Source organism: Patulibacter brassicae (assembly GCF_033949425.1).
GTDB lineage: Bacteria > Actinomycetota > Thermoleophilia > Solirubrobacterales > Solirubrobacteraceae > Patulibacter > Patulibacter brassicae.
Map to the genome: position 1 here is coordinate 95,661 of NZ_JAXAVX010000010.1, position 25,999 is coordinate 121,659.

Consider the following 25,999-nt stretch of genomic DNA (forward strand, 5'->3'; position numbering starts at 1 on the left):
CTACTTGCCCTGCCAGCGCGGCTCGCGCTTGGCGATGAAGGCGCCGATGCCCTCCTTGGCGTCCTCCGTGGCGAAGACGCTCGCGAAGCCGTCCTTCTCCGCCTGGATGCCGGCGTCGAGATCCGCGACGGCCGAGGCCTTCTTGATCTCGGCGATCGCCAGCGGCGCCTGGCCGGCGAGGCGGCGCGCCCAGTTCAGCGCGACGTCGAGCAGCTCGTGGTCCGGGACCACGGTGTTCACGAGGCCGTGCGCGTACGCCTCCTCGGCGAGGATCGGGTCGCCGACGAGGTTCAGCTCGAGCGCCTTCGCGTCGCCCACGAGGCGACGCAGCCGCTGCGTGCCGCCGAAGCCGGGGATGATCCCGAGCTTCACCTCGGGCTGGCCGAACACGGCCGAGCGGGCGGCGATCCGGACGTCCGCTGCGAGCGCGAGCTCCGACCCGCCGCCGAAGGCCAGCGAGTTCACCGCGGCGATCGTGACGATCTGGCTCTCGCCGAACTCGCGCAGCAGCGCGTGCGCGTCGTCGAGGAGCTTCGCGCTGTCCGGGCCGAGCGTCGTGAACGCCTTGATGTCGGCGCCGGCCGAGAAGACCTGCGACATCGGCGACGCCGAGGCGAGGACGAGCGCGCGGACGCCGTCGGCCTTCGCCGCGTCCCAGACCTTGCGCAGGTCGGCGACGAGGTCGGGCGAGATCGAGTTCACCGGCGGGTTGTCGAGCCAGGCGATCCGGACGCCGTGGTCGCGGGTCTCGACCTTGACGAGGGTGCCCGGCTGCTCGTCGTCGTACTGCGGGTAGACGTAGAAGCCCTGGCCGCTCTTGGCGCCCAGGCGGCCCTGCGCGACGAGGCGGCGCACGAGCACCGGGGCCTCGAAGCGGTCGCCGTAGCGCTCCTGCGCCTGCTCGAAGCGCTCGAGGATGACGTCGAGGCCGTCGGCGTCGGCCTTCAGGAGGGGCGGCAGGATGCCGCGGCGCGGGTCCAGGCCGGTGCCGGCCGCCATGCCGAGGTCGATGTCGCGGTGGTTCGCGTCGCCGTCCTCGATCAGCAGCGACGCCTCGCGGACCTGCGCGAGGTGCGACAGGTTGACGAGCTCGTCGATGTCCGGGTCGGCGTCGCCGTCGACGTTCGGGCTGCCGTCGGCCTTGAAGAAGCCCTCGCCGGTCTTCGCGCCGAGGTCGCCCTGGGCGACGAGCTCCTGCTGGCGCTTGTGGACGTAGAAGCGGGCGGCGCCGGACGTGTCGCCCTCGTCGACCTCCTCGACCATCTGCTCCTGGAGGTGCAGCGACGGGTCCAGTCCGAGGGAGTGCAGCAGGAAGAACGGCCCCATCGGCAGCGCGCGACCGCGCAGGCCCTCGTCGATCTTCTGGATCGACAGGCCGTTCTCCTCCTGCGCCCGGAAGACCTCGGAGAGGCCCGCGGCGAGCAGGCGGTTGACGGTGAAGCCCGGGCCCTCGCCGACGACGATCGGCTGCTTCTTCGTCGCCTGGGCGAACGCGTAGGTCGTCGCGATCGTCTCGGGGGAGGTGAGCTCGCCCTCGACGATCTCCAGCAGCGGCATGACCGACGCCGGGAAGAAGTAGTGGGTGCCGACGACCTTGTCGGGGCGGGTCGTGGCGACCGCGATGTCGGTGATCGCGAGGCCCGAGGTGTTCGAGGCGAGGATCGCGTGGCCCGGCGTGACCGCGTCGAGCTCGGCGAAGACCGCCTGCTTGATCTCGAGCTTCTCCGGGACGGCCTCGATGACGAAGTCGACGTCGCCGAACCCGTCGTAGGTCAGCGTGCCGTGGATGCGACCGATGATCTCCTCGATCGCCGCGTCGGCCTGCTCCTGCGTGAGCTTCTTGCGCTTGACCTGCTTCTTGAAGGCCCCGGCGCTCGCCTGGCGCGCCGCCTCGATGCCCTGGTCGACGAGCTCCTGCTTGATGTCCTTCAGCACGACGTCGATGCCGGCAGCGGCGATGGTCTGGGCGATCTGCCCGCCCATCGTGCCCGCGCCGACGACTGCGGCCTTGAAGACGAACGACATGCGGCTTCCACTCCTCGGGGATCGATGACCGCGCCGGCGCGGCCTCGGGGCGGGCGCCGGCGGCGGCGCGAACACTATGCGCTCGCGCGTCCGGCGCGCGGTCGGGCCGGCCGAGCCAGCGCCGATCGGCCGGGCGCGATCAGCCGCCGAGCTCGTGCCGCAGCGCGCTGACCGCCTCGGCGACCTCGTCGAGGGCCGGGAGGACCTCCTCCCGCAGGCGCTCCCGCTCGGCCTCGCCGGCCGGGGTCAGGCGGTAGAAGCGCCGGGAGCGCCGCACGGGATGCTCCCACTCGCCCGTGGCCAAGCCGTCCTCCTCCAGCGCGCGCAGGAGGGGGTACATCGTGTTCGGGTTGACCGTCACGAGCCCGGCGGAGAGCTCGCGGATCCGCTCGATCAGGCGATTGCCGTACGCGGGCTCGGCCTCGTCCAGCAACTGCAGGACGAGCAGGCGCACGAGGCCCGCGCGGCGCAGCGCCCCCGCGAGCGGGTCCTGTCCCCCGCTCGTCCGGCTCCCGCCGCGTCCGGTGGGCGCCTCCCCGTGCGCCGGCGCGTCGGTGGCCGCCCGGGCCGCCTCGCGGGCGGCCTTCCGGGCCGCGCTGCGCCGGTCGAGGGAGGGCGAGGGGGACACGCCGTCCAGCATCGCACGGCCACGGCGACGGCGGGGACGGCCGCCCCGGAGCCCCCTCGGGGAGCGCTCCGCGGCGGCGGCGGTCGTGGCGTCGCGGCGTGCGGCGTCCACGGCCGCCCGCCGGTCCGTCAGACTGCTCCGCGTGGGGACCGCCATCACGATCGTCGTCTTCACGCTGGTCGTCGTCTCGGGGCTGGTCGCGATCGGCGTGCTGCTGAACGGCAAGGCCTTCGACCAGATCGGCGCCGGCGGGATGGACCTGCGCCCGCCCGCCGGGTCCGGCGGCAGCGGCGGCGCGGAGGAGTCGGCCGCGCTGCGCGAGGACGACATCCGGCAGATGCTCGAGGCGCGCAACCGGCGGCGCGTCGCCCGCGGCGAGCAGGCCGCCGACGTCGACGCCGAGCTGCGGCAGCTGCTCGACGACCGGCCCGCACGCAGCCACGACGCGGAGACGGTCGCCGAGGCCCGCGCGGTCGTCGACGCGCGCAACGCGCGCCGCCGCCGCCGTGGCGAGCCGGAGGGCGACGTCGAGCGGGAGGTCGCCGAGCTGCTCGAGCGCCTCGATCCGTAGGGAGAAGCGGGCCGGGTCCCGTCCCGGGCGACGGCGAGACCACCGTCCCAGCCACCGGGAACGTCACGGCCCGGGACACCCCGAGGGGCCGGGTCCCGTCCCGGGGCACCCGGAGGGGGCCTGCGGCTCGCGTTCACCGCACGGCCACGCCCGGGAGGCGGGATCTTCACCCGGCGGGCCCGGCGGCGGCGGCAGGGTCCGGCCGTGCGACCCGCCCGGCCCCTCCCGACTCGCGCCCCGCGGCCGACGGCCGGCCGGGCCGGTCCGGCCGCCGCCACGTCGGCGATCCGCCTCCCCGACGGACGACGGCTCGGCTACGCCGACTACGGGCCCGCCGACGGCCGACCCGTCGTCTACCTGCACGGCGCCGTCGGGACGTCGCTGTCGCCCGACCCCCGCATGCTCGGGGTGCTGCACGGCCGCGGCATCCGGTTGATCGCGCCGTCCCGTCCGGGGTTCGGGACCTCGGACCCGCTGGCCGGGCGCCGCGTGCCGGACTGGCCCACCGACCTGCTCGCGCTCGTCGACGCGCTCGGGATCGGCCGGTTCGGGTTGCTGGCCGTCTCCGCCGGCGGCCCGTACGCCCTCGCCTGCGCGCACCAGGTGCCTGCGTCGCGCCTGCACGGCACGGTCGTGGCCGGCGGGATCGCACCCGTGGTCGGCCCCGGCGCCGCCGTGGCGACGACCCCCGCGCTGCGGCTGGGGCGCGTGCTCGTCCGCCGGCCCGCCGCCGCGCACCGCTGGGGCGACCGGCTCGTGGGGATCCTGCACCGCCACCCCGGGCTGCTCGGCACCGCGGTCGGGGTGCCCGCGTCGGGCGCGGACCGGCGGCGGCTCGACGCCGGGGAGCGCGGGCAGCTCGTGGCGGCGGCGCTCGCGGCGACGCGCCGCGGGGCCGGGCCGTTCCTGGCCGACCTCCGGCTCGTCCTGCAGCCGTGGGGCTTCGCCCTGGAGTCGGTGCGGGCGCCGGTCGTCCTCGTCCACGGTGCGCAGGACGCCACCGTGCCGGTCGCCCACGCCCGCGAGATCGAGCGCCGGCTGCCGCGCGGCCGGCTGCGGCTGCTGGCCGACGAGGGCCACTACCTGCTGCGCGCGCGGCTCGCCGACCTGCTCGACGAGCTCCCGGCGTGAGCGCTGGGCCGGCGTCCGCCGGCGCCGCCCCGCTCCGGGATCAGGGCGCCAGCGAGGCGCAGCGCTGCAGGGCCTCGATGTCGCGCCCCGCGCGCTGGACGCAGGCCTCGTAGCTCGAGCCCGCGGCCCCGCCCCCGGACGACGAGCCGCCCGACGACGAGCTGCCCGACGACGAGCCCCCCGACGACGAACCCGACGCGCCCGAGGACCCCGTGCCGCTGCCCGAGGCGCTGCCGGTCGAGCCCTGGAGCAGCTGCAGCGCGTCCTGGAGCTTCGGGGCGTTGCGCGGCGCCTCGATCTTCACGTCCTCGTTGATCTTGCTGAGGCCGAAGTCGAGGACGATCCGGCCGGACTTCAGCGTCGCGTCGAGCTTCATCCGGCGCAGCGCGCCGTCGCCGTCGGCCGCCCAGACGTCGATCGTCGCCTTCTGCAGGTCGCCGCGCAGCTGCTTGACCGTGTCGGCGGCCTGCTTGGCCTGGTCGGCCCCCGACGCCTTGCCCGCGCGATCGATGAGCTTCACGAGGTCGGTCGCGAGGCGGTCGCGGTCCACGCCCGCGCGGACGTGGGTGACGTCCTCGCCGGCGAGCTCCTCGTCGCCGACGGTCTTCGGATCCGTCAGCCACGAGCGCGGCGAGATGCCGAGCGAGGAGAACGAGAGCCCCTCCCCCTTGCGCTCGTCGTCCTGGAGGTCCTGGACGACGTCCTCGCCCACGAGGAACGGCTGGCCCCCGAGCTTCACGTAGGTCTTGCCGCCGACGTTCAGGAGGCCGATCTGGCCCTGGCCCGCGGCGCCGCTGCCGCCACCGGCCGCGGCCAGCGCGCTGCCGAGGTCGACGGCGAAGTCGAACGCGGCGCCCTTGCCCTCGGTCTTGTACGGGCCCTTGAGGCCGAGCTTCAGCGGCTGGCCGCCCGCGGCCTCGCCGGAGAGGTCGAGCGAGACGTCGACGGTCGCGCTCTTGATCGGGTCGCCCTTGCCGAAGGCACGGGCGACGACGTCGGTGGCGGACTCCGACCCGCCGCACGCGGTGAGCGCGCCGGCGAGGCCGAGCAGGAGGACGAGCAGCGCGGGCAGGGCGCGCCGGCGGGAGCGAGCGTTCATGGTCGGGCGGCGTGCACGGGAGCGGATCGAGGAGCTCCGGGGCCGGGCCGGGAGCGAACGTGAGCGCGGAGCAGGGCGCGGGCGAGAACCTGCGCGCTGCGCGAGGCGGCGAGCCTACCATCGCCCGATGCGCCTCCGGACGCCCCTCTCGGCCGGGCGCGCGACGTCCCGGGTCGCCGCCCCAGCGGCCCTCGTCGCCGCGCTCGTGCTCGCCGCTCCCCCGTCGTCGTCCCTCGCTCCGCCCGCCGCGCAGGCGGCGAAGAGCACGGCGAAGAAGAAGCCCAAGCGGACCGTGGAGGGGGAGCTCACCCGCCTGCGCCGGGCCGGCTCGATCACGCTCGCCGACCGGCGGGCGTGGCGCGCGACGTACCGGCAGGCGCGGGCCGCCGTTCGGTCCCTGCCGAAGCGCAGCACCGCGGCGCGGGAGCTGCAGGGCGTGCTGGACAACACCGAGGACATGGCCCGCCGGGGGCGGATCAGCGCGTCGCTGGCCCCGAGCGTCTTCCTGACGCTGCAGGTCAACCGCGACTGGTGGACGTCGCGCCCGATCCCCGTGGCCGGCTCCCGGCCGACCGTCCCGGGCAGCCCGCTCGTCTGGCAGTACTACGTGGGCGAGGGGCTGCAGATCCAGTGGCTCGGGACGTTCGGGCTGGCCAACGCGCTCGGGACGACGACGAACCCGGAGAAGCTCGCCCAGCAGCAGGCGATCGGCGACGAGGCGCTGCGCCTGGCCTCCAGCCGCGCGGGCGGCCCGAGCTGGCAGTACCTCTTCGACTTCGGCGGCGGCGCGCCACCGTGGGGCTCGGGGATGGCCCAGATCACCGGGATGCAGGCGCTGACGCGCCTCGCCGGGCGCACCGGCCAGGCCGGCCACCGCACGACCGCGCTGCGGGCCGTCTCGCTCGTGCGCCGCGCCCCCACGAGCGGCGCGCGGTACAAGCGCCCCGCCGGCGACCACATCCTGCTCTACACGTTCACCCGCATGCGGGTCCTGAACGCCTTCGCGCAGTCCGTGTCCGGCCTGCGCGAGGTCGCGCTCAGCACCGGCGACGCGAAGGTCGGCGCCGCCTACGTGCGGGCGGAGCGCGAGCTGCGCGCCGAGCTGCCCGCCTACGACACGGGGCGCTGGACGCGCTACAGCCTCGGCGGGGCGAACGCGACCGTCTCGTACCACGTGCTCTCGCGGGATCTCGTGCGCGGGCTCTGCAAGGCGCTGGAGGCCGACGCGGTCGCGTTCGCGGCCGGCCAGCCGGTCCCCGCGGGGGTGGCCCCGCCGCCCGCCGCCCCCTACTGCGCCGCCGCCGAGCGCTACACCGCGTACCTGCAGAGGACCCCGAACGGCCCGGGCGCGAAGGCGCGGAGCCGTGCCGCCGGCGGCGCCGCGACCGCGCCGCCGCCGCGGGAGGAGCCGACCGTCGGCCTCGCGGACGGGCTGCTGCAGCCCGGCCCGGGCGAGTCGCCCGCGGATCGCTGAGCCGGTCCGGGACGGCGGTCGCGCCGTCCCGGGACCGCGACGCCCGGACGGCCGCGACCCGGCCTCGTAGACTCCCGCGGCACGATGGCGCCGGGGCCACGGATCGTGCTCTACACGGGCAAGGGCGGGGTCGGCAAGACCTCGGTCGCCGCCGCGACCGCGCGGCGGCTCGCCGCCGACGGCCGGCGCGTGCTCGTCCTCTCGACCGACCCGGCGCACAGCCTCGCCGACGTGCTCGGTCGCCCGATCGGCGCGGAGCCGACGGCGGTCGCCGAGCGGCTCGACGGGCTCCAGGTCGACCCGCAGGCCGAGCTGACCCGCCACTGGTCGGCGGTCCGCGCGTGGGCCGGTCGCAGCCTCGTCGGGCGCGGCGTCGACCGGATCTCCGCCCAGGAGCTCACGGTGCCCCCGGGGCTGGAGGAGCTGCTCGCGCTGCTGCGGATCGTCGAGCTGCGCGACCGCGGCGACCACGACGCGATCGTCGTCGACTGCGCGCCCGCCGGCGAGACGCTGCGCCTGCTCGCCTTCCCCGAGATCGCCCGCTGGTGGCTGGACCGGATCGTCCCCCGCCAGGGCGAGCTGCTCGGCGCCGCCCGGCCGCTCGCCCGGGCCGTCCTGGACATCACGGTCCCGGACGGGGAGGTCCTCGACGAGCTCGGGCGCCTGATGGCGAACCTCCTCGCCATGCGCGAGCTGCTCTGCGACGGCGACGCGCTGAGCGTCCGGCTCGTCACGACCGCCGACCGGATCGTCGTCGACGAGGCCCGCCGCACGTACACGTACCTCTCGCTGCACGGCATCGCAACCGACGCGATCGTCGTGAACCGGCTCTTCCCCGCCGACGTCGGCGCGTACTTCGCCGGCTGGCGCGACCGCCAGCAGGCGCTGCTGGAGGAGATCGACGCCGCGTTCGCCCCCCTGCCGGTCCTGCGGGCGCCGTACTACGACGCCGAGGTCATCGGCGACGCCGCCCTGGACCGGCTCGCGGCGGCGCTGTACCCCGACCACGATCCCGCGGCCCGCCTGCACCCCGGCCACGGGCGCGAGCTCGTCGTCGAGGGCGACGTCGCGCGGCTGCGGATCGCCGTCGGCCTGGCGGAGCGGGGCGAGGTCGGGCTGCGGCGCTCCGGCGACGAGCTCGTCGTCGAGGTCGCCGGCCGGCGGCGAACGGTCCTGTTGCCCGACCCGATCGCGCACTATCGTCCCCACGAGGCCACCCTCCGCGACGGGACGCTCGAGGTGACCCTCCGCGCGCCGGTGGCCGCCGAGCGATGAGCCACGCGACCCCCAGCACCGACGACCCGCTCGACGAGCTGCGCCGCCGCGTGCACGCCACGCAGGAGGCCGCCGAGCGCCTCCACGCCGAGGCCGAGGCCGCCCGCGCCGCCGAGGCCGCCGGCGAGGTCCCGCCCGCCGGCTGGGCCTCGGCGCAGGAGCGCGCCTCGCGCGCCGACGAGGTCTCGGCGCTCGCGTCGCTCCTGCGCGCGCTGCGCGACCTGCTCCCCGACGAGCTCCAGGCGCAGGTCACCGAGGTCCTGCGGCAGCTGCTGCTGCTCGTCCGCGCGATCCTGGACTGGTGGGTCGCCCGCCTGGAGCCCGGCGCGGCCCCCGGCGGCCTCGGCGCGTCCCGACCGGCCGCCGCCTCCGACGTCGAGGACATCCCGATCGGATGAGCGACCCGGGCGAGCACGACGAGCCGCGCCGGCGCGAGCGCCGCGCGCGTCCGCGGTCCGCGAGCGGGCCGCTGCGCGCGTGGGGCGCGCTGACGAGCGCCCAGCAGCGCACGGCGGTGGCGGCGATCGTCGTCCTCATCAGCCTCCAGGCGCCGTGGTACACCGAGACGCTGACGCCGGTCGGCACGCGCCGGGCGACGATCACGGAGAACACGATCTCCGCCCTCGGCGCCTTCTCGTTCGTCGAGGCGGCGGTCCTGCTCGTCGGCGGCGCGGTGCTCGCGCTCACCTGGGGCCGGGCGACCGACCGGCGCTTCTCGCTCCCGTTCCCCGACGGCACGCTCGTGGTCGCGGCCGCCGGGTGGGTCGGGCTGCTCGTCGTGTACCGCCTCTTCGACCGCCCCGACACGGAGATCGTGGGACAGGTCAGTCGCTCCGTCGGGCTCTCGTGGGGGATCTTCGCGAGCCTCGCCGCCGTCGGGCTCCTGCTCGCGTGCGGGCTGGACCAGCGGCGCGCCGGGGCGCCGCGCCGCGGCCCGGTCCCCGAGCCGCGAGGCCCCCGCGTGGATCCGGCGACCGTCGTCGTCGGGCGCGAGGAGCGCCGCCGCAGCCGCCCCGCGACCCCGGAGCCCGAGACGCGCGTCGCGCGCCGCCGCGAGGTCGCCGAGGAGCGTCCGGCGCCCGACGCGGAGACCCGGGTGACGCGTCGGCGCGAGCGCACGACGATGCCGGAGCCCGAGACCCGCGTCGCGCGCTCGCGCGGAGAGGAGCGACCCGCCGCCGGTACCGGCGAGCGCCCCGCGCGGTCCGACGACGGTGGCTGGGAGGTGCCGGACGCCGTCGTCGAGCGTCCCCGGCCCCGCCCGCCGGCCCCCGACGAGGAGCGGACGCGCGCGCTCGGGCGCTCCGAGGCCACGCGGCTGCTGCGCGAGTCCGGGATCGATGCCGACGACCCGCGTCCGGCGCGGCCCCGCCGGCCGTCCCACGGCGAGCCGCCGCGCGACGAGCGCGGCTGAGCGGCCTACGGCTGCTGGTCGCGCGCGTCCCGCTCGGCCTCGCGCCGCTCCCGCGACTCGCGCTGGGTCTCGTTCTGGGGCACCTCGGTGCCCCGCAGCGGGTCGGGAGCCGGGCCGGGGCTGTCGCGCCACGCCCCGAAGCCGCCGACGAGCATCCCGAACGTCGCGGCGAAGAGCAGCACGATGCCGGTGGCGACGGTCGCGCGCGACCGGACGAGGTGCCCGAGCAGCACGATCGCCATCGCCACGCCCATCGCGACGACCACCACCGTGGCCGAGATGGCGGTCGCGAGCAGGCCGATCGGGGTCCCCTCCACCGGCCCAGGATCCCACAGCGACCGCACGCCGGTCCGCGGGCCCGACCCGGGTCGCCCATAGAATCGGGGTCGTGTCCGTGACTCCCGCATCCGTCGAGGAGCTCGACGCCGCGCTGCGCGGCGTCGGCTACCTGCCCGCCACGCGCACCTCGCTGGTCTCGCACCTCGCGATCCAGCTCGACAAGCCGGTGCTCGTCGAGGGCCCCGCCGGCGTCGGCAAGACGGAGCTCGCCAAGGCGCTCGCGAGCGTCCTGGACCGCGACCTGATCCGCCTGCAGTGCTACGAGGGCCTGGACGAGGCCAAGGCGCTGTACGAGTGGAACTACCGCAAGCAGCTGCTGCGGATCCAGGCCGAGCACGGCGCTCCGGCCGGAGCGCAGGAGGAGGGCGGCTGGGGCGACGTCCGCGACGACGTGTTCGGCGAGGAGTTCCTGCTGCGCCGGCCGCTCCTGCAGGCGATCGTCAGCGAGAAGCCCGTCGTGCTGCTGATCGACGAGATCGACAAGACCGATCAGGAGTTCGAGGCGATGCTCCTCGAGCTGCTCTCGGACTTCCAGATCACGATCCCCGAGCTCGGCCGGGTCGCCGCGACGACCCAGCCCGTCGTCCTGCTGACCTCGAACAACACCCGCGAGCTCACCGAGGCGCTGAAGCGGCGCTGCCTCTACCTGTGGCTCGACTACCCGGAGCTCGAGCACGAGCTGGAGATCGTCCGCTCGCGGGTCCCGGGCCTGTCGGCGACGGTGTCGCGCCGGCTCGTGGAGGTCGTCGGCGAGGTCCGCGACCTCGACCTGAAGAAGCCGCCGTCGATCGCCGAGTCGATCGACTGGGCGCGGACGCTGCTCCTGCTCGGCGCCGAGGACCTCGACCAACGGGTCTTCCGCGACACCCTGTCGGTGATCGTGAAGCACCGGACCGACCTCGACCTCGTCGCCGAGCGGGTGGGCGTGCGCCTGCCCGCCGCCGCGGACTGACGCCGGGGCGCGGGAGGCGAGAGGCGGCATGAGCAGCAGCGGCGCCGGTCCCTCCGGTCCCATCCACGGCCTGCGCTCCAGCGTCGGCGGCCTGGCGCCCGGCGACCGGCCGGGCATCGCCGCGGGGACCCCGGGCGCCGGCCGGGCGGCCGCCCACCAGGCGAGCGCCCGGAAGCTCCGCCAGGCGGCCATCCACGCCTCGGCCCCCGCCACCGGCGGGCTCGCCGGGCAGCTCGTCGCGTTCGGCGAGGAGCTGCGAGGCGAGGGGATGTCGGTCGGCACGAGCGAGCTGCTCGACGCGTTCGCCGCGCTCGACGCGATCCCCTGGACCGCGCGCGAGCCGTTCCGCGAGACGCTCGCGGCGACGCTGGCGAAGTCGCCCGACGACCGCCGCGTCTTCGATCTCGTCTTCGACCGCTTCTTCTTCCGCGCCGGCGAGGCGGAGGCGCTGCGCCACCACGCGACCGACGCCGACCTGCGCGAGACCGCCCAGGACGGCGGGGACGCGGCGTCCGGCGAGGGCCCCGAGGAGGGCGAGGGCGCCGGCGGAGGCGGGGGCGAGCTCGACCTCGAGGCGCTGCGGGAGGCGATCGCCCGCGCGATCGCGACGGGCGACGACGGCGGCGCGCTGACCGATCTCGCCCGCCTGGCGATCGCCGGCGTCGGCGGCCAGGTCCAGGGCTCCGGCGTCGTCGGCGTCGACGTCCAGCGGATCCGCCGTGCGCTGGACCTCAAGGCCGAGCCGAACCCCGACGCGCCGGAGGACGATCCGCGGCGCCAGGGCCTGCCCCGCGAGGGGATCCGCGCGTTCGAGCAGGCGCTGCGCCAGGAGCTCGAGCGCCGCCGGATCGAGCAGGTCGGCGAGCTGCCGCCCGCCCGGGCGCTGAACCAGATGGACCGGGCGCTGCCCAGCTCGCCCGGCCAGGACCTGTCGGAGGTCCACCGCGTCGTCCGGCAGCTCAAGCGGCGCCTGAACACCCAGGGCCACGAGCTCCGCGGCCGCCGGCGCAGGACCCAGGTGGACCTCCGCGCGACGCTGCGCGCGTCGCTGCAGACCGGCGGCGTGCCGGTCGACGTGAAGGAGAAGGCCATCCGGCCGCGGCGGCCGGAGATCTTCGTGCTCTGCGACGTGTCGACGTCGGTGACGAGCGCGTCGCTCTTCTTCCTCTCGGTGATGCACGCGCTGCACGACGCGTTCCGCAAGATGCGCTCGTTCGTCTTCGTCGAGCGGATCAGCGAGGTCACCGAGCTCTTCGAGCGCGAGCGGGAGTTCCAGGACGTCGCGCAGGCGATCGGGCGCGACGCCGGCGTCGCGGACGTCTCGGGCTACACGGACTACGGTCGCGTCTGGCGCGAGTTCCTCGAGCGGACCGAGGACGAGCTGCACCCCCGGGCGACGGTCATCGTCCTCGGCGATGCCCGGACGAACGGGCGCGAGCCGGCCGAGGCGGCGTTCGCGCGGATCGCCGAGCGGGCCGGCCGGACCTTCTGGCTGAACCCCGAGCCGCGGCTCTACTGGGACTACGGCGACTCGGTCATCAGCCGCTACGCGCCGTTCTGCCAGGTCCACGAGTGCTGGACCGCCGACCAGCTCGAGGCGTTCGTCGCGGCGCTCACGCGCGTCGGCCCGGTCGAGCCGCAGGCTCCCCCGCGGCGGTGAGCACCGCGGCGCTGACCGCGCGCGGCCTGCGCCACGCGTTCGGCCCGCTGCCGGTGCTCGACGGCATCGACCTCGACGTCGCCGACGGCGAGGTCGTGGCGCTCGTCGGCCCGTCCGGGTGCGGCAAGTCGACGCTGCTGGAGCTCGCGTGCGGGCTCCAGCAGCCCGACGGCGGGTCGATCGACGCCCGCCCCGCGGGGCTCATGCCCCAGCGGGACCTCCTGCTGCCCTGGCTCGACGCCCGGGACAACGTCGCCCTGCCGCTGCGCGTGGCGGGGACGGCGCGCCGCGAGGCCCGCGCGACCGCGCAGGGGCTGCTCGATCACGTCGGGCTCGGCGCGTTCGCCCGCAGCGCGCCGGACGCGCTGTCGGGCGGCATGCGCCAGCGGGTGTCGTTCCTGCGCGCGGTGGCGGGCGACCGCGACCTGCTCTGCCTCGACGAGCCGTTCGGCGCGCTGGACGCGATCACCCGCGAGGCGCTGCGCCACTGGCTCGCCGACCGCCTGGCGGAGCGGTCGCGCAGCGTCCTGCTCGTCACCCACGACGTCGAGGAGGCCGCGCTGCTGGCCGAGCGCGTCGTCGTGCTCTCGCCGCGTCCCGCCCGGGTGACCGCGACCGTCGCGATCGACGCCGGGCCGGCCCGGGACCGCACGGCGACCGACGCGGCGATCGTGGCGGCGCGCCGCACGATCCACGAGGCGCTGCAGACCGCGATCGCCGCCGGGGCGCCCGCGTGAGCGCCCCGGCTCCCGACCCGGTCCCCGGCGCACGGGCGTCGCGACGCGCGCGGCGCGCGTCCGGCAGCGCCCTGCCGCTCGCCGTGCGGATCGCGCTCGGCCTGCTCGGGCCCCTCGTCGTCCTCGGGGCGTGGGAGGCGTACTGCCGGCTCGCGGACGTCGACGACCTGCTGCTGCCGCCGCCCAGCCAGGTCGGCACGGCGCTGGTCGACGACCGGTCGATCCTCTGGGACGCGTTCCGCGTCACGGGCCAGGAGATCGCGCTCGGCCTTCTCGCGGCGCTCGCCGTCGGCGCCCTGCTGGCCCTCGCGATGCACCTCTCGCGGGTCGTCCGGGCGCTGCTGGGTCCGCTCGTCGTCGGCTCGCAGGCGATCCCGCTGCCGGTGCTGGCGCCGATCCTCGTCTTCTGGCTCGGCTTCGGCGTCGCGCCGAAGGTCGCCATCGTCGCGATCATCTGCTTCTTCCCGATCACCGTCGCGACCCTCGACGCGCTGGACCGGGTCGACCCCGCCTACGCCCGCCTCCTGCGCACGATGGGCGCCTCGCGCCTGCAGCGCCTGCGGTGGGTCGAGCTGCCCGCCGCCCTGCCGGCCGCGCTCTCGGGCGCGAAGGTCTCCGTGGCGATCGCCGCGATCGCGGCGGTCTTCGCCGAGTACGCCGGCAGCGAGGAGGGACACGGCGGGCTGGGCCGCACGATCCAGTCCGCGCAGTCGAACCTCGCCACCGACCGGGCGCTCGCCGCGGTCGCGATCCTCGCCGCGTTCGCGGTGCTGACGACCGGAGCGCTCGCCGCCGCGCAGCGCTTCCTGGCACCCTGGGCGCATCGCGGATCGGACGGTGCCCGGTGACCCGGCGCCCGCTCACCCCGCACGCGCAACGCTTCCCGGTGGCCCACGCCGCCCGACCCGGAGACGCTCGATGACCCGACGACCGCTCTTGCTGACCTGCGCCCTGCTGGCCGCGCTGCTGCTCACCGCCTGCGGCGAGAAGCCGGAGGACCTCTCCGACGAGCGGCCGCCGACGACCCGCCTCTCGGTGCTCCTGGACTACCTGCCCAACGCGAACCACGCCGGGATCTACCAGGCGCGCGAGAGCGGGGGCTTCGCGAAGGCCGGCCTCGACGTCGACCTGCGGACCCCGAGCGACCCGGCCACGGTCCTCAACCAGCTGACCGCCGGCAAGGTCGACCTGGCGATCACCTACGAGCCCGAGGTGCTGCTCGCGCAGGCCGCCGGCAAGGACGTCACGGCGGTCGCCGCGATCGTCACGAAGCCGCTGACGTCGCTCATCAGCCTGCCGAAGGCGAAGATCTCCAAGCCCGCGGACCTGCGCGGGAAGACCGTCGGTACCGCCGGGATCCCCTACCAGACCGCCTACCTGCGCACGATCCTGCGGGAGGCGGGCGTCGACCCGTCCGACGTCAAGCAGGTGAACGTCGGCTTCAACCTCAACCGGGCGCTCGTCTCCGGCCGCGTCGACGCCACGCTGGGCGCGTACTGGAACTACGAGGGGCTCGAGCTGGAGCGCGCCGACCGCAAGCCGGTCGTCGTGCCGGTCGACGAGCTCGGCGTGCCGCGCTACGACGAGCTCGTGCTCGTCGCGCGCAGCCGGACGCTGGCCGAGAAGGAGTCCGGCGTGCGCCGGTTCGTGCGGGCGCTCGCCAACGGCTACGAGGCGGTCCGGCGCGACCCCGCCGTGGGCACCGAGGCGCTCGTGAAGGCCAACCCCGACCTCGACCGCGGCCTGCAGGGCGCGGCGATCCGCCGGACCGTCCGCGAGGGCGCGTTCTTCCCCGCCGAGCCGCGCCGCCCGTGGGGCTGGCTCAGCACGGACGACTGGGCCGACTACGGCCAGTGGATGGTCGACAACGCGCTGCTCACCCGCCCGATCCCGCTGGACAACGTCGTGACGACCGACTTCCTGCCCGGCGAGGGCGCGGGCGGCGAGGGCCGCAAGAGCCCGAGCGGCGCGGAGCGCCCGTCGCAGGTCCCCGAGGGCGTCCGGGGGCCGTAGGCGCCGCGGAGTCCCGCACCGGGCTCGGGGTCCGACGGTCCCACCGCCGGGGCGGCGTGTGCCGCCGCCCCTGGCGCTAGCCTCGGGGGCGTCATGTCCTGGTCGCCTCCCGAGCCCGACCTCGACCTCCGCGCGGTGGCGGCGGAGGCGGTGCCCAGCGAGCTCGTCGACGGCGAGCTCATCGCCGTCGAGGCGACCGCCCGCGAGCTCGAGCCGCGCCGCTCGGCGAAGGCCGTCGCCGTCCAGGCGGCCGCCGTGGCGACGACCGGCTTCGTCGCCGGCGCGATCGCCACCGCGGTCGTCGCGCACCGCAGCGCCGCCGCGCGGCGCCGCCCGGCGCTCCCGCGCGGCGTCGAGGTGCTCGACACCCAGCGCTTCGTCGTCGACGTCCATCGCGTGCGCGTCCGCGCGCGCTGAGCGCGGTGCCCGGTCGTCCGGTCGCGACCGGTCCGGCGGAGCGCCGGATCGTCGTCGCGCCCGTCGGTCCCTACCGCCTGCCCGGGGGCTCGCCCGAGGGGCAGCAGCGCCGCGAGGGCGGGATCGTGCGGCGCGTGGAGCGCGTCGACGGTCGTCTCGTCCTCCTGCGCGCGGCGCTGCGGGCCGACGGCCGCCTCGCGCTCGGCGCCACCGCCGCCGAGCCCTCGGGGGACGACGCGGCCCTCCTCGACCGCGCGCTGACGCGCTGGCGGCGGATCCTCGCCTGCGACGAGGACCTGCGCCCGTTCCTCGCCGCCCACCGCGGCGACGCGCTGATCGGCCCGTCGCTGCGCGACCGGCCGTGGCTGCGGCCGAGCCGGCGCGGGTCGCTCTTCGAGGCGCTGGTCTGCGCGGTGTGCGAGCAGCTCATCGCGTTCGAGGACGCCGTGCGGATCGAGCGCCGGATCGCGTGGCGCCACGGCGCCGCGCTGGGGCTCGACGCGCGCGACGGGGTCATCGGGCTGGAGCGCGGCTCCGGCGCGGCGGGACGGCTGCGGCGACGGGGCGCCCGGCGGGTGCTCTGGGCGCTGCCGAGCGCCGAGGAGGTCGCCGCGCGGCTCGTCCCCGCCCACTTCGAGGCGTGCGGCCTGGCCCCCGCGCGGGCGCAGGCGCTGCACCGCGCGGCCCGCGAGCTCGCCGCCGGGCGGCTGGACCCGCACGGCCGCGGCGCGGCGGCGGCCGTCCCCCACGCCGGCCTCGACCGGGACGGCGAGCGGGTGCTGGGCCGCCTCGACGCGATCCCGGAGATCGGCTCCTGGACGCTCGCGCTCGTGGCCACCCAGGTCCTCGGACGCCTCGACCGGCCCCCGTCCGGCGACCTGAACCTCGTCAAGGCCCTCGGGCGGATGCGCACCGGCGACCCGCGCGCCCGGGCGACGGAGGCCGAGGTCGACGCGCTGCTGGCCCGCTACGCGCCGTGGGGAGCGCTCGCCGCCGCGCACGTCATGGCCACCCGGGGCGAGGCCCTGCCGCGAGAGCGGGACCTGCCGCAGGCCACGACGCCCGCCCCCGCCCGGCCGGCGCCCGTGGCGGCGCCGGCCCCGGCCGGCCCGCTCGCCGTCCGGGTGCTCGCCCCGGCGCGGCGCCGGGCCGGCGCCCCGGCGCCGGCGACCGACGTCGAGCCGCTGGCCCCGCGCCCCGTCGCGGCGTAGGCTCAGACCCGACCGCCGGCCTGGACCGACTCCTCGTCGACCCAGTCCCCGGTCCACTTCGAGTCCTTCGGCGTCGACGGCTCGGCGTCGTCCTCCAGCAGCCGCTCGTAGAACCGGTAGCGCCGGGCGACCGTGCCGCCCATCTTCGTCATGGCCCGGTTCATGTTCGTGTTCGACTCGAGGATCCAGCCGCACTCGCCGCCGCCCTGCGGGCGGCGCATGGCGGACTGGTAGTGCATCTCGTAGAGCTTCGCCCCGACCCCGGTGTGCTGGTGCTCGGGCTTCACCCCGAGCGCGAACACGCGGACCCGGTCGGTGTGGTGGCGGTGGCGCAGGAGCGTCAGCCAGCCGAAGGGCAGCAGGCGGCCGTCCTTCAGCCGCGCGAGGACCTGGTTGAGGTCGGGCAGCGAGAGCGCCGCCCCGACGACCTCGCCGGTCTCGGGGTTCTCGGCGACCATCGCCCAGTGCTCGTCGAGGATCGGCGCGAGCTCCTTGGCGTAGTGCCGCACCTCGGTCTCGTTCAGCGGCACGAAGCCCCAGTTCTTCTCCCACGCGGCGTTGTAGACCTCGAGGAAGCGCCCGACCTCGGCGTCGAGGTCCTTCTTGCGGAAGTGGCGGGTGACGATGCCGTGCTCGGACTCGACGCGCTCGGCGATCCGCCAGATCATGGGGTGCACGCGCTCGCGGTCGCGGGCGTGGAGATCCCACATCAGGACGTCCATCGCCCGGTGGAAGCCCCCCGCGTTCTCGATCAGGTCGCGGTAGTACGGATGGTGCCAGCCCGTCAGCACGATCGGGGGCCGCTCGAAGCCCGCCACGAGCAGGCCGCACTCGTCGTTGGTCGTGAAGCTCATCGGCCCCACGACCCGGTCGCAGCCCCGCTCGCGCGCCCAGGCTCCGGCGGCGTCCAGCAGGGCGGTGGCGGCCTCCTGGTCGTCCTCGCACTCGAACCAGCCGAAGAGCCCCCACCGGTTGCCCTGGAACTCCTGGAGGTTGCGATCGACGTGGGCAGAGATCCGCCCCACGACGCGGCCGTCGCGCTCGGCGAGCAGCAGCTCCGCCTCGCTGTGCTGGAACCACGGGTTCTTCCGACGGTCGAGCTGCTGGCGGATCATGAGCCGCAGCGGCGGCACCCAGTGCGGCTGCGCCTTCCGGTCGTAGAGCCGGTACTGGAGGTCGATGAACGCCCGGAGGTCGCGCTTGTCGCGGACGGGACGGATCTGGACGGTCACCGGCGCCACCCTACCGGCCGGGGGTGCGGCGGCCTCCGCGGCGTCGCCCCGGCGCGACCGACGCCACGGAGGTCCCGGCTACGCGTCGACCCGCGCGACGCTCCCGTCGCCGGCGACCTCGTGGGTCCAGTCGCCCGAGAACTCGCCGCCGGGGGTCGCGGAGCTCTCCGCCCCGTCGACGAGCAGCCGCTCGAAGAACCGGTAGCGGCGCACGACCGTGCCGCCCATGCCCGACATCGCCTTGTTCATCGCGGTGTTCGACTCGAGGATCCAGCCGGTCTCGCCGCCCTTCTGCGGCGTCGCCTCCGCCGAGTCGTAGTGCATCTCGTAGAGCCGGGCCGCCACCCCCGTGTGCTGGTACTCGCGCTTGACGCCCAGCGCGAACACCCGCACGCGGTTCGTCGCCCGGCGGTGGCGCAGGAGCGTGAGCCAGCCGAGCGGCAGCAGCCGGCCGTCCCGCACGCGCGCGAGCACCTGGTTGACGTCCGGGAGCGTCAGGGCCGCCCCGACGGTCTCCCCCGTGTCGACCTTCTCGGCGAGCATCGCCCAGTGCTCGTCGAGCACGGGTCGCAGCTCCTTCGCGTACGCGCGGACCTCGGCCTCGGAGAGCGGGACGAAACCCCAGTTGCGCTCCCAGGCGGCGTTGTAGACCTCGAGGAACCGCCCGACCTCGGCCTCGAGGTCCTTCCTGCGGAAGTGGCGGCAGCGGATCCCGTGCTCGGACTCGACCTTGCCCGCCAGCTCCCAGATCGCGGGGTGCACGCGCGAGCGCTCGGACACGTGGAGGTCCCACATCAGCGCGTCCATCGCCTTGCCGAGGCCCGCCCCGGCCAGGAGGCGGCCGTAGTACGGCGGGTGCCAGCCGGTGAGGATGATCGGCGGCCGGTCGAACCCGGCCACGAGCAGCCCGCACTCGTCGTTGGTCGTGAAGCTCATCGGCCCGACGAGCCGGTCGCAGTCGCGCTGCAGCACCCACGCCGAGGCGGCGTCGACGAGCGCGCCGGCGGCCTCCTGGTCGTCCTCGCACTCGAACCAGCCGAAGAGCCCCCAGCGGTTGCCCTGGAACTCCTGGAGGTTGCGGTCGACGTGGGCGGAGATCCGCCCGACGACGCGCCCGTCCCGCTCGGCCAGGAAGTACTCCGCCTCGGCGTGCTGGAAGAACGGGTTGCGCCGGCGGTCGAGCTGCTGGCGGACGAGCAGACGCAGCGGCGGGATCCAGTGCGGCTCGTCGCGGTGCAGGCGGTACGGCAGATCGATGAAGGCCCGCAGGTCGCCTCGTCCGCCCACCGTCCGGATGCGCAGTGCCATGGCCTCGACCCTACCCACGGTCGCATCGGATCCGCCGCCTGCGCGGGATCGGGGCGACCGCGACGTCCGCCCGGCGCGGCGGGCGTCGGAGGGAGCCGTGCCCGGGAGGGGGTGGCGGTGTAGAACCCTCGAAGCCCCATGACCGACTCCGCGCCCGCCCCCGCCACCAGCACCGCCCCCGTCGACGTGTTCGCGAAGGTCCGCGGGCACGAGCGCGAGGCGCAGCTGAACGCCGCACGCGACGCGGGCCTGCTGCCGTACTTCCACGTCCAGGAGTCCGCCGCCCAGCCCGTCGTGGTCATGGAGGGCGCCGAGCGGGTGCAGCTCGGCTCGAACAACTACCTCGGCCTGACGTCGGACCCGCGGGTGCTGCAGGCGGCGCACGACGCGATCGACGCCTACGGCTCGGGCCTCACGGGCTCGCGCCTGCTGAACGGGACGATCCCCCTGCACCTCGAGCTCGAGCGCGAGATCGCCGCGTGGATGGGCACCGAGGACGCGATCGTCTTCTCGACCGGCCACCAGGCCAACGTCGGCACGCTCGGCACGATCCTCGCTCCGGGCGACACCGTCGTCGCGGACTCCGCCGACCACGCGTCGATCCTCGACGGCTGCCTCCTGAGCCGGGCGAAGCTCCGCGCGTTCCGCCACAACAAGCTCGACAAGCTCGAGAAGCAGCTCCAGCGCGCCGCGGGCGACGGCGGTGGCGTGCTCGTCGTCGTCGACGGGGTCTTCTCGATGGAGGGCGACATCGCCCCGCTGGCCGAGATCGCCGAGCTCTGCGGCCGCTACGGCGCCCGGCTCATGGTCGACGAGGCCCACGGCGCCGGCGTCCTGGGCACCCGCGGCGCCGGCGCGAGCGAGCTGCTCGGCGTCGAGGACCGCGTCGACCTGCGGATGGGCACGTTCTCGAAGTCGCTGGCCTCCTGCGGCGGCTTCATCGCGGGCGCCACCGAGGTCGTCGACTACCTGCGCATCAGCTCGCGGGCGTTCCTCTTCACCGCCTCCGCCGTCCCCGCCGCCGTCGGCGCGGCGCTCGCCGCCCTGCGGATCGTGCGCTCCGACGAGGGCCCCGCGCTCCTGGCCGGGGTGCTCGACAACGCGCGGTACCTCCGGGACGGCCTCGAGCAGCTCGGGTACGCCGTCGTGCGACCGCAGGCCCTCGGGGCCGCCGCCCCCGGTCCCGACGGGCGCGACGACGTCGTGACGCCGATCGTGCCGGTGCTCGTCGGCGACGACTGGAAGGCCGCGCTGCTCTGGCGCGCGCTCTTCGACGCCGGGGTCTTCGTGAACACCGCCCTGCACCCTGCGGTCCCGCCGGGTGGCGCGCTCCTGCGCACGTCGGTGATGGCGACGCACCGGCGCGAGGACCTCGACCGCGCGCTCGGGGCGTTCGAGCGCGTGAAGCGCGCGTTCGAGGCCGAGCACGGCGAGCTGCCGGGTCCCGACAGCCACTGAGCGCCGTCGGATTCCTCGTTCGTCATCGGTCGAACGTTTGCGGCTCGCGAATTTTTCCCGCTAGGAGCGGGCGACCTCCGAAACCGCCGTTGACCGACGTCGGGCGGGCCGCATAGGTTCGAGGGACAGCGCCGACGGGTCGTGGTGGGACGACCCGGGCGCCGTGTTCGCGACGGCTCCGTGCATGGGCCGTCCGCCGATCTCCGATCTGCCGCCGAGCCTCCGTACCGAGGGAGTGAGTCGCCCGTGCCCGTACCCGTCCCGAGCCCCGTCCACGCCACCCCGCTCGGCTACCCGCCGTGCGCCGCGACGGCCGTCCACCCGCAGCCGTCGCTGGCCGCCGTCGACCGCGAGCGTCGCGCGCAGCGGGCCGCGGCGCTGCGGCGCGCCAACGAGGTCCGCAGCGCGCGGGCGGCGGTGAAGCGCGAGGTCCAGGAGGGGGCGCTGAGCGTCGTCGAGGTGCTGCGCCGGTGCCCGAAGGGCGCCGAGACGCTGCCGGTCGGCGAGCTCCTCTCCGCGCAGCACCGCTGGGGCGACGCGCGGACGCTGCGGGTGCTGCGACGGATCCCGATCCCCGAGACGAAGGCGATCAGCCGGCTGACCACCCGTCAGCGCCTCGCCCTGATCGAGGCGCTCACCCGCTGAGCGGCTCGCCGGCGGGCCCGTCGCGCGCTCACACGCGGAACGACAGCCCGCCGGTGCGGTTGCGGAACGCGCGACGCAGCAGCCAGAAGAGCACGGCGAAGACGACCGCCGCGACGATCAGGAGGCTCCAGACGGGGATCCCGACGTCGAGCGCGCCGAGCGCGATCCCGGCGAGGGTCGACACGATGATCGCCGCGACGCCCGCGAGCAGCGAGCTGTGCGAGCGGTAGCCGGCGAAGTGCTCCCGGGCCGAGAGCTCCGTCGACGACGCGGCGACGACGAGCAGCCCGCCGCCGAGGACCTCGATCCGCTGCGTGACGAGCCCGACGACGACGAGGACGAGCCCGACGAAGATGAGGATCTCCGTCAGCGGGATCGGGTGCCACGGCGCCGGTGGCGCCTCGTCGAGGCTCGCCTTCATCGTCAGCGGCTTGCCGCCGGGAGCCCGCTTGGCGGCCGACGCGGTCGGGCGGTTCTTCGGCGGCGTCGCCGCCGGCGGCTCGGCGCCCCGGCGCTCGGCATCGGCGCGGCGGGTCGCCACCCGCCGCTTGCGGCTCTGCCGCGACTTCTTGCTCGACCCGGCCATCTGGCGGCGAGCCTAGCCAATCGCCCCGGCCGCCGTGGGGCCTGGGGCCCCGGGCGCCGGCCGCGCGATGGGACCCGCCGACAGCCGCCCGCTCGCGCTCAGCGCCCGGGCGTCGGAGCGGTCGTCGTGCGGCGCGGCGCGCGGTCGTCGGAGACCAGCCGCCGGACCGCGGCGGCCAGCCGCGCGGACGAGAGCCCGCCGACGAGCCGCTCCAGGACGGTCCCGTCGCGCCGCACCGTGACGACGAACGGGCACGCCGGCACGCCGAGCCGCGTGGACAGCGCGCCGTCGTGGTCGTAGACGACCGGCAGGGCCCAGCGCCGATCGCGCGCCGTCCGCGCCGTCTCGCCGTGCTCGCCGAGCACCGCGACGGCGAGCGTCGACACCGACGGCTCGCGAGCGCGCAGCCGGTCGAGCGCGTCGACGGCGCGGACGCACTGGTCGATCCCCTGGCTGTAGAGCACGAGGACGAGGGGCCCCCGCTCCAGGAGCGCGCACGAGGTCACGACGGAGGGGTTGCGGATCGAGCAGGCGGGGCGGGACCCGGCGTCGCCCTGGTTCGCCGCGGTCGCGAGGTTCACGTCGTCGTGGTCGAGCTTCGGCGCGGTCGCCAGCGGGGCGGCGAAGGGCGGCAGCTCGTCGCCGGGATCGATGACGCCCCCGGTGCGGTCCCGCCCCGCGAGCGTCGAGATCGTCGCCACGACGAGCAGGAGGATGCCGGCGATCGCGAGGTAGCGGCCGGTCTGGGGCTTGTTCGGGCTCGAGAGCGTCGGCCCGCGCCGCACGACGGGACGGCGCGGACCGTCGACGTCGGGCGCCGGGGCGGGCGCGGGGACGTCACCGCGGTCGCGATCGTCGGGCGCGAACCCGAGCGGATCGTCCTCGCCGCGGTCGGGGGCGGGGACGTCACCGCGGTCGCGGTCGTCGGGCGCGAACCCGAGCGGGTCGTCCTCGGGGCGCTCGTCCTCGCGCCGGTCTCCCCCATCGCTCATGCCGCCACCTTCCGCCGGGCCCCGATCGCCGCGAGGGCGGGCAGGACGAGGACCACCGCGAGGACCGCCACCGCGAGGTCGAGGACCGTCACGAGGCCGAACTGCCGCAGGAGGGGGATGTCGCTCACGGCGAGGACGGCGAAGCCCGCGATCGCCGTCGCCGCCGACGCGCCCACCGCGCGGCCGGTCGAGCGGGCGGTCCGGGCGATCGCCATCGCGCTGCCCTGGCCCGCCGCGCGCTCCTCGTGGTACCGCTCCGAGAGCAGGACGCTGAACTCGGTCCCGATCGCGACCACGAGCGCGCCGAGGACGACCGACAGCGGGTTCAGCGGCAGGCCCAGCGCCCACGTCGCCAGACCCGACCAGCCGGCCGCCATCGCGACGGGGACGAGCGGCACGAGCCCGCGACGCCGGCTGCGCGTGGCCACGACGAGCAGCAGTCCGACGAGCACGAGGCTGCCGAGCAGCGTCAGCACGCGCCGGGTCGAGGAGGAGACCTCGCCGCTGGCGTCGGCTACGAGGACCGGCAGCCCGGTCGCGGTCGCGCGCACGCCCTCGGGCGGATCGGCGATCGCGTCGCGGACCGCGCCGACGAGCTGGCGCTGGCGGTCCAGCGGCCCGAGCCGCAGGCCGAAGCTCAGCAGCGCGCGATCGCGGTCCGGGGCGATCGTCGACCCGGTGAAGTACGCCGGCAGCGCGGCGAGGCTCTCGTCCACCGCCTGCTGCGTGCGCAGCTGCGCGGGGTCCAGGAGGTCCGTGGGGGCGCCGAGCGGGCAGAGCCGCGCGGCGGCGCACCCGCGGTCGGCGCGGTAGTCGCCCGCCGCGAGGATCCGCGCGCGGGCCTCCCCGATCCAGCGCAGGACCGAGGGCGCGGTCACGGCGTCGGCCTCCACGAGCACCTGCAGCTCCCCGGACACCCCGCTGGCGCGCTCGAGGGTCCGCAGGTCGCGCAGCGCCGGCAGGTCGTCGGGCACGAGCCGCTGCAGGTCGGTCTCCACCGGCTCGCGCGAGCCGAGCACGACGCCGGCCAGCGCGAGCACGGTCCCCACGACGAGCACGAGGACGGGTCGCCCGTGGCTGAAGGCGACGAGCCGTCGCACGGCCGTCGTGCCGCCGATGCCCCCGCGCTCGGGCGCGGGCGTCGGCTCGCGCTCCCGCACGGCGGCGAGGGCGCCCCGCCGGATCGCCCGGCCGACCGGCCGCAGCGGCCGCGCGAGCAGCCGCCCCGCCGGCCCGAGGAGGCGCGCCGCGACCCGACCGACCGGCGTCAGCCGGCCGCCGATCCAGCGCGCGGCACGCAGGATTCGCGCCCCGGCGGCGCGCGCGAGGGCGACGACGGCGGCGACGAGGCGCCCTAGCGTCCGCAGGAGCGTCCCGAGCGCGCGGGCCGGTGCCGCCAGCGGGCGCGGCAGCCGACGCGGCGGGCGGTCGCGCGACCGCGGAGGCGCCGCGACGCGGTGCCCGAGCGCCGCGTGGAGGGTCAGGCCCACGGTGAACGCGGCCAGGACGGCCAGCGCCACGCCGACGAGCAGGACGAGCGCGAAGCCGCGCACGAGCGGCGTCGGCGAGAGCAGCAGGACGAGGAACCCGGCGAGCGTCGCGCCGGCGGCGAGGAGGACCGGGCGGCCGCCGGCGGCGACCGCGCGCCGCGCCGCCTCGGGTCCTCGCAGGCCGCGGCGCCGCTGCTCCTCGACCCGGGCGTGGAGCTGGACGCCGTAGTCGACCGCCAGGCCCAGCAGGACCGGCAGCGTCGCGATCGTGCCGAGGTTCACGGGGATGCCGAGCAGGCCCGTCCCGCCGAAGACGACGGCGAGCGTGCCGAGCGCGATCCCGAGCGGCAGCAGCCGCCGGCGCTCCGGGAAGGTCAGCGCCAGCACGATCCCCATCACGAGGACGCCGACGGCGAGCAGGAGCAGCAGCGCGTGCTCGAGCTCGACGGCGACCGCGTCGACGAGCACCGGCGCGCCGCTGACGACGTAGCCGGCGCCGCGCTCGAGCCGGAACTGGTCGAGCGCCACCGCCTCGCGCACGAGCGCGACGACCGCGCGACGGTCCTCGTCGCTCAGGCCCTCCCGCAGGCGCAGCGTCACGAGCGCCGCGTCGCGGTTGGGCAGCACCGCCGCGAAGCGCGCCTTCGGCGTGCCGGCCGGCGCGTCGGCGTCGAACAGGAAGCGGCTGACGAACTGCGGGTTGGCGAGCGAGACCTGCGTCGGGTCGATCCCGTACTCCTGGCTGATCTGCTGCGCCAGCGCCGTGAGCTTCTGGATCTCGCGCTGCTGGGCCCGCTCGCCGGCGCGCCGCGCCTCCGCGCTGGTCGCGCCGCGGCGCCGGGCCGCCTGCTGCGCCTCGGCCGCGGCCTGCTGCGCCCCGGCCAGGCCGCTCTGGACCTGCGCCTGCGCGGTCTCGGTGAAGGCGTTCGCCGCGGTGTTCACGAACGTCGCGGGGCCGTAGACGACCTTCGCCGCGCGCCGCTCGCGCAGCCGCGCGCACGGACCGTCGGGACCGCCGGGGATCTCCTCCGCCTCGGGCGGGAAGCTCCCCGCCAGGCAGCCCTCGAGCCCGATGAGCCGCTGGAGGTCGTTCGTCGACGCGAGGTCGCCCGCGGACTCGCGCACGAGCACGACGATCGCCTCGTCGCCGAACGTCGCGGCGACGTCGCGGTCGGCGCGCCAGGCCTCCGAGTCGGTCCCGGTGATCGTGCGGACGGCGGCGGAGGTCCGAAGCTGCGTCAGGCCGTAGAGTCCGGCGGCGACGAGCAGGAGCGTCACGAGCAGGACGCGCCCGGGACGGCGCAGGGCGAGGTCCACGAGCCGTCCCACGGCCGTGCAGCCT

At 76.3% G+C, this 25,999-nt stretch carries 24 protein-coding genes; 15 read left to right on the plus strand and 9 right to left on the minus strand.

Features of this window, described 5'->3' with window-relative positions:
* Both SK069_RS15880 and SK069_RS15885 read right to left on the minus strand, forming a co-directional pair.
* Entirely contained in the window at window positions 1-2,025 is a 2,025-nt protein-coding gene (locus SK069_RS15880; RefSeq protein ID WP_319955229.1) for a 3-hydroxyacyl-CoA dehydrogenase/enoyl-CoA hydratase family protein, read from the minus strand.
* A 139-nt stretch (window positions 2,026-2,164) separates the two neighbouring features.
* Window positions 2,165-2,653 carry a PadR family transcriptional regulator gene (locus tag SK069_RS15885; protein ID WP_319955230.1) on the minus strand — a complete coding sequence of 163 codons (489 nt, stop codon included), beginning with the start codon at window positions 2,651-2,653 and terminating at the stop codon, window positions 2,165-2,167.
* Between the two features lie 142 nt (window positions 2,654-2,795).
* Here SK069_RS15885 and SK069_RS15890 point away from each other — a divergent pair, with 142 nt between their 5' ends.
* Both SK069_RS15890 and SK069_RS15895 read left to right on the plus strand, forming a co-directional pair.
* On the plus strand, window positions 2,796-3,224 hold the full coding sequence (locus SK069_RS15890) for a hypothetical protein (RefSeq protein ID WP_319955231.1): 429 nt from the start codon (window positions 2,796-2,798) through the stop codon (window positions 3,222-3,224).
* A gap of 204 nt (window positions 3,225-3,428) precedes the next feature.
* Complete coding sequence (locus SK069_RS15895; RefSeq protein ID WP_319955232.1) at window positions 3,429-4,355, plus strand: alpha/beta hydrolase; 927 nt, start codon at window positions 3,429-3,431, stop codon at window positions 4,353-4,355.
* A 40-nt stretch (window positions 4,356-4,395) separates the two neighbouring features.
* Here the strand turns inward: SK069_RS15895 and SK069_RS15900 are convergent, their stop codons facing one another.
* Window positions 4,396-5,454, minus strand: coding sequence for a hypothetical protein (locus SK069_RS15900; protein WP_319955233.1), 1,059 nt, complete (start codon window positions 5,452-5,454; stop codon window positions 4,396-4,398).
* A gap of 127 nt (window positions 5,455-5,581) precedes the next feature.
* Here SK069_RS15900 and SK069_RS15905 point away from each other — a divergent pair, with 127 nt between their 5' ends.
* The 4 genes from SK069_RS15905 (at window position 5,582) to SK069_RS15920 (ending at window position 9,617) form a co-directional block, all read left to right on the plus strand.
* The gene (locus SK069_RS15905) at window positions 5,582-6,928 is read left to right on the plus strand and encodes a D-glucuronyl C5-epimerase family protein (protein ID WP_319955234.1); all 1,347 of its coding nucleotides are present in this window, start codon (window positions 5,582-5,584) and stop codon (window positions 6,926-6,928) included.
* A gap of 84 nt (window positions 6,929-7,012) precedes the next feature.
* Window positions 7,013-8,203 carry an ArsA family ATPase gene (locus tag SK069_RS15910; protein ID WP_319955235.1) on the plus strand — a complete coding sequence of 397 codons (1,191 nt, stop codon included), beginning with the start codon at window positions 7,013-7,015 and terminating at the stop codon, window positions 8,201-8,203.
* Window positions 8,200-8,601: a hypothetical protein gene (locus tag SK069_RS15915; protein WP_319955236.1), complete on the plus strand. Its 402-nt coding sequence runs from the start codon at window positions 8,200-8,202 to the stop codon at window positions 8,599-8,601. Before SK069_RS15910 ends, SK069_RS15915 begins: the two co-directional genes overlap by 4 nt.
* Window positions 8,598-9,617, plus strand: a complete 1,020-nt coding sequence (locus SK069_RS15920) for a hypothetical protein (protein ID WP_319955237.1) — start codon at window positions 8,598-8,600, stop codon at window positions 9,615-9,617. The genes SK069_RS15915 and SK069_RS15920 overlap by 4 nt, the downstream gene beginning before the upstream one ends.
* Window positions 9,618-9,622: 5 nt before the next feature.
* Here the strand turns inward: SK069_RS15920 and SK069_RS15925 are convergent, their stop codons facing one another.
* Entirely contained in the window at window positions 9,623-9,934 is a 312-nt protein-coding gene (locus tag SK069_RS15925; protein WP_319955238.1) for a hypothetical protein, read from the minus strand.
* Between the two features lie 71 nt (window positions 9,935-10,005).
* Here SK069_RS15925 and SK069_RS15930 point away from each other — a divergent pair, with 71 nt between their 5' ends.
* From SK069_RS15930 to SK069_RS15960, 7 genes are all read left to right on the plus strand, one after another.
* Window positions 10,006-10,908, plus strand: coding sequence for an AAA family ATPase (locus SK069_RS15930; protein WP_319955239.1), 903 nt, complete (start codon window positions 10,006-10,008; stop codon window positions 10,906-10,908).
* Between the two features lie 28 nt (window positions 10,909-10,936).
* Window positions 10,937-12,568: a VWA domain-containing protein gene (locus SK069_RS15935; protein ID WP_319955240.1), complete on the plus strand. Its 1,632-nt coding sequence runs from the start codon at window positions 10,937-10,939 to the stop codon at window positions 12,566-12,568.
* Entirely contained in the window at window positions 12,565-13,305 is a 741-nt protein-coding gene (locus SK069_RS15940; RefSeq protein WP_319955241.1) for an ABC transporter ATP-binding protein, read from the plus strand. Before SK069_RS15935 ends, SK069_RS15940 begins: the two co-directional genes overlap by 4 nt.
* Complete coding sequence (locus SK069_RS15945; protein WP_319955242.1) at window positions 13,302-14,153, plus strand: ABC transporter permease; 852 nt, start codon at window positions 13,302-13,304, stop codon at window positions 14,151-14,153. Before SK069_RS15940 ends, SK069_RS15945 begins: the two co-directional genes overlap by 4 nt.
* A 70-nt stretch (window positions 14,154-14,223) precedes the next feature.
* Window positions 14,224-15,318, plus strand: a complete 1,095-nt coding sequence (locus tag SK069_RS15950) for an ABC transporter substrate-binding protein (protein WP_319955243.1) — start codon at window positions 14,224-14,226, stop codon at window positions 15,316-15,318.
* 93 nt (window positions 15,319-15,411) lie between these two features.
* A complete protein-coding gene (locus SK069_RS15955) occupies window positions 15,412-15,735 on the plus strand; it encodes a hypothetical protein (RefSeq protein WP_319955244.1) in 324 nt (107 codons plus the stop codon).
* A 5-nt stretch (window positions 15,736-15,740) separates the two neighbouring features.
* Window positions 15,741-16,946 carry a DNA-3-methyladenine glycosylase family protein gene (locus SK069_RS15960; RefSeq protein ID WP_319955245.1) on the plus strand — a complete coding sequence of 402 codons (1,206 nt, stop codon included), beginning with the start codon at window positions 15,741-15,743 and terminating at the stop codon, window positions 16,944-16,946.
* A 2-nt stretch (window positions 16,947-16,948) separates the two neighbouring features.
* Here SK069_RS15960 and SK069_RS15965 read toward each other — a convergent pair whose 3' ends face one another.
* Both SK069_RS15965 and SK069_RS15970 read right to left on the minus strand, forming a co-directional pair.
* A complete protein-coding gene (locus SK069_RS15965) occupies window positions 16,949-18,178 on the minus strand; it encodes a GNAT family N-acetyltransferase (protein ID WP_319955246.1) in 1,230 nt (409 codons plus the stop codon).
* A 78-nt stretch (window positions 18,179-18,256) separates the two neighbouring features.
* Window positions 18,257-19,486, minus strand: coding sequence for a hypothetical protein (locus SK069_RS15970; RefSeq protein ID WP_319955247.1), 1,230 nt, complete (start codon window positions 19,484-19,486; stop codon window positions 18,257-18,259).
* Between the two features lie 138 nt (window positions 19,487-19,624).
* Between SK069_RS15970 and SK069_RS15975 the strand changes: the two genes are divergently transcribed.
* Both SK069_RS15975 and SK069_RS15980 read left to right on the plus strand, forming a co-directional pair.
* Window positions 19,625-20,944 carry an aminotransferase class I/II-fold pyridoxal phosphate-dependent enzyme gene (locus SK069_RS15975; protein ID WP_319955248.1) on the plus strand — a complete coding sequence of 440 codons (1,320 nt, stop codon included), beginning with the start codon at window positions 19,625-19,627 and terminating at the stop codon, window positions 20,942-20,944.
* Window positions 20,945-21,190: 246 nt separating this feature from the next.
* Entirely contained in the window at window positions 21,191-21,589 is a 399-nt protein-coding gene (locus tag SK069_RS15980; protein WP_319955249.1) for a hypothetical protein, read from the plus strand.
* 28 nt (window positions 21,590-21,617) lie between these two features.
* On the opposite strand, the gene SK069_RS15985 is transcribed toward SK069_RS15980, so the two are convergent.
* From SK069_RS15985 to SK069_RS15995, 3 genes are all read right to left on the minus strand, one after another.
* On the minus strand, window positions 21,618-22,175 hold the full coding sequence (locus SK069_RS15985; protein WP_319955250.1) for a hypothetical protein: 558 nt from the start codon (window positions 22,173-22,175) through the stop codon (window positions 21,618-21,620).
* 98 nt (window positions 22,176-22,273) lie between these two features.
* Window positions 22,274-23,167, minus strand: a complete 894-nt coding sequence (locus SK069_RS15990) for a TlpA family protein disulfide reductase (protein WP_319955251.1) — start codon at window positions 23,165-23,167, stop codon at window positions 22,274-22,276.
* The gene (locus SK069_RS15995) at window positions 23,164-25,986 is read right to left on the minus strand and encodes an MMPL family transporter (RefSeq protein ID WP_319955252.1); all 2,823 of its coding nucleotides are present in this window, start codon (window positions 25,984-25,986) and stop codon (window positions 23,164-23,166) included. Before SK069_RS15995 ends, SK069_RS15990 begins: the two co-directional genes overlap by 4 nt.
* Between the last annotated feature and the right edge of the window lie 13 nt (window positions 25,987-25,999).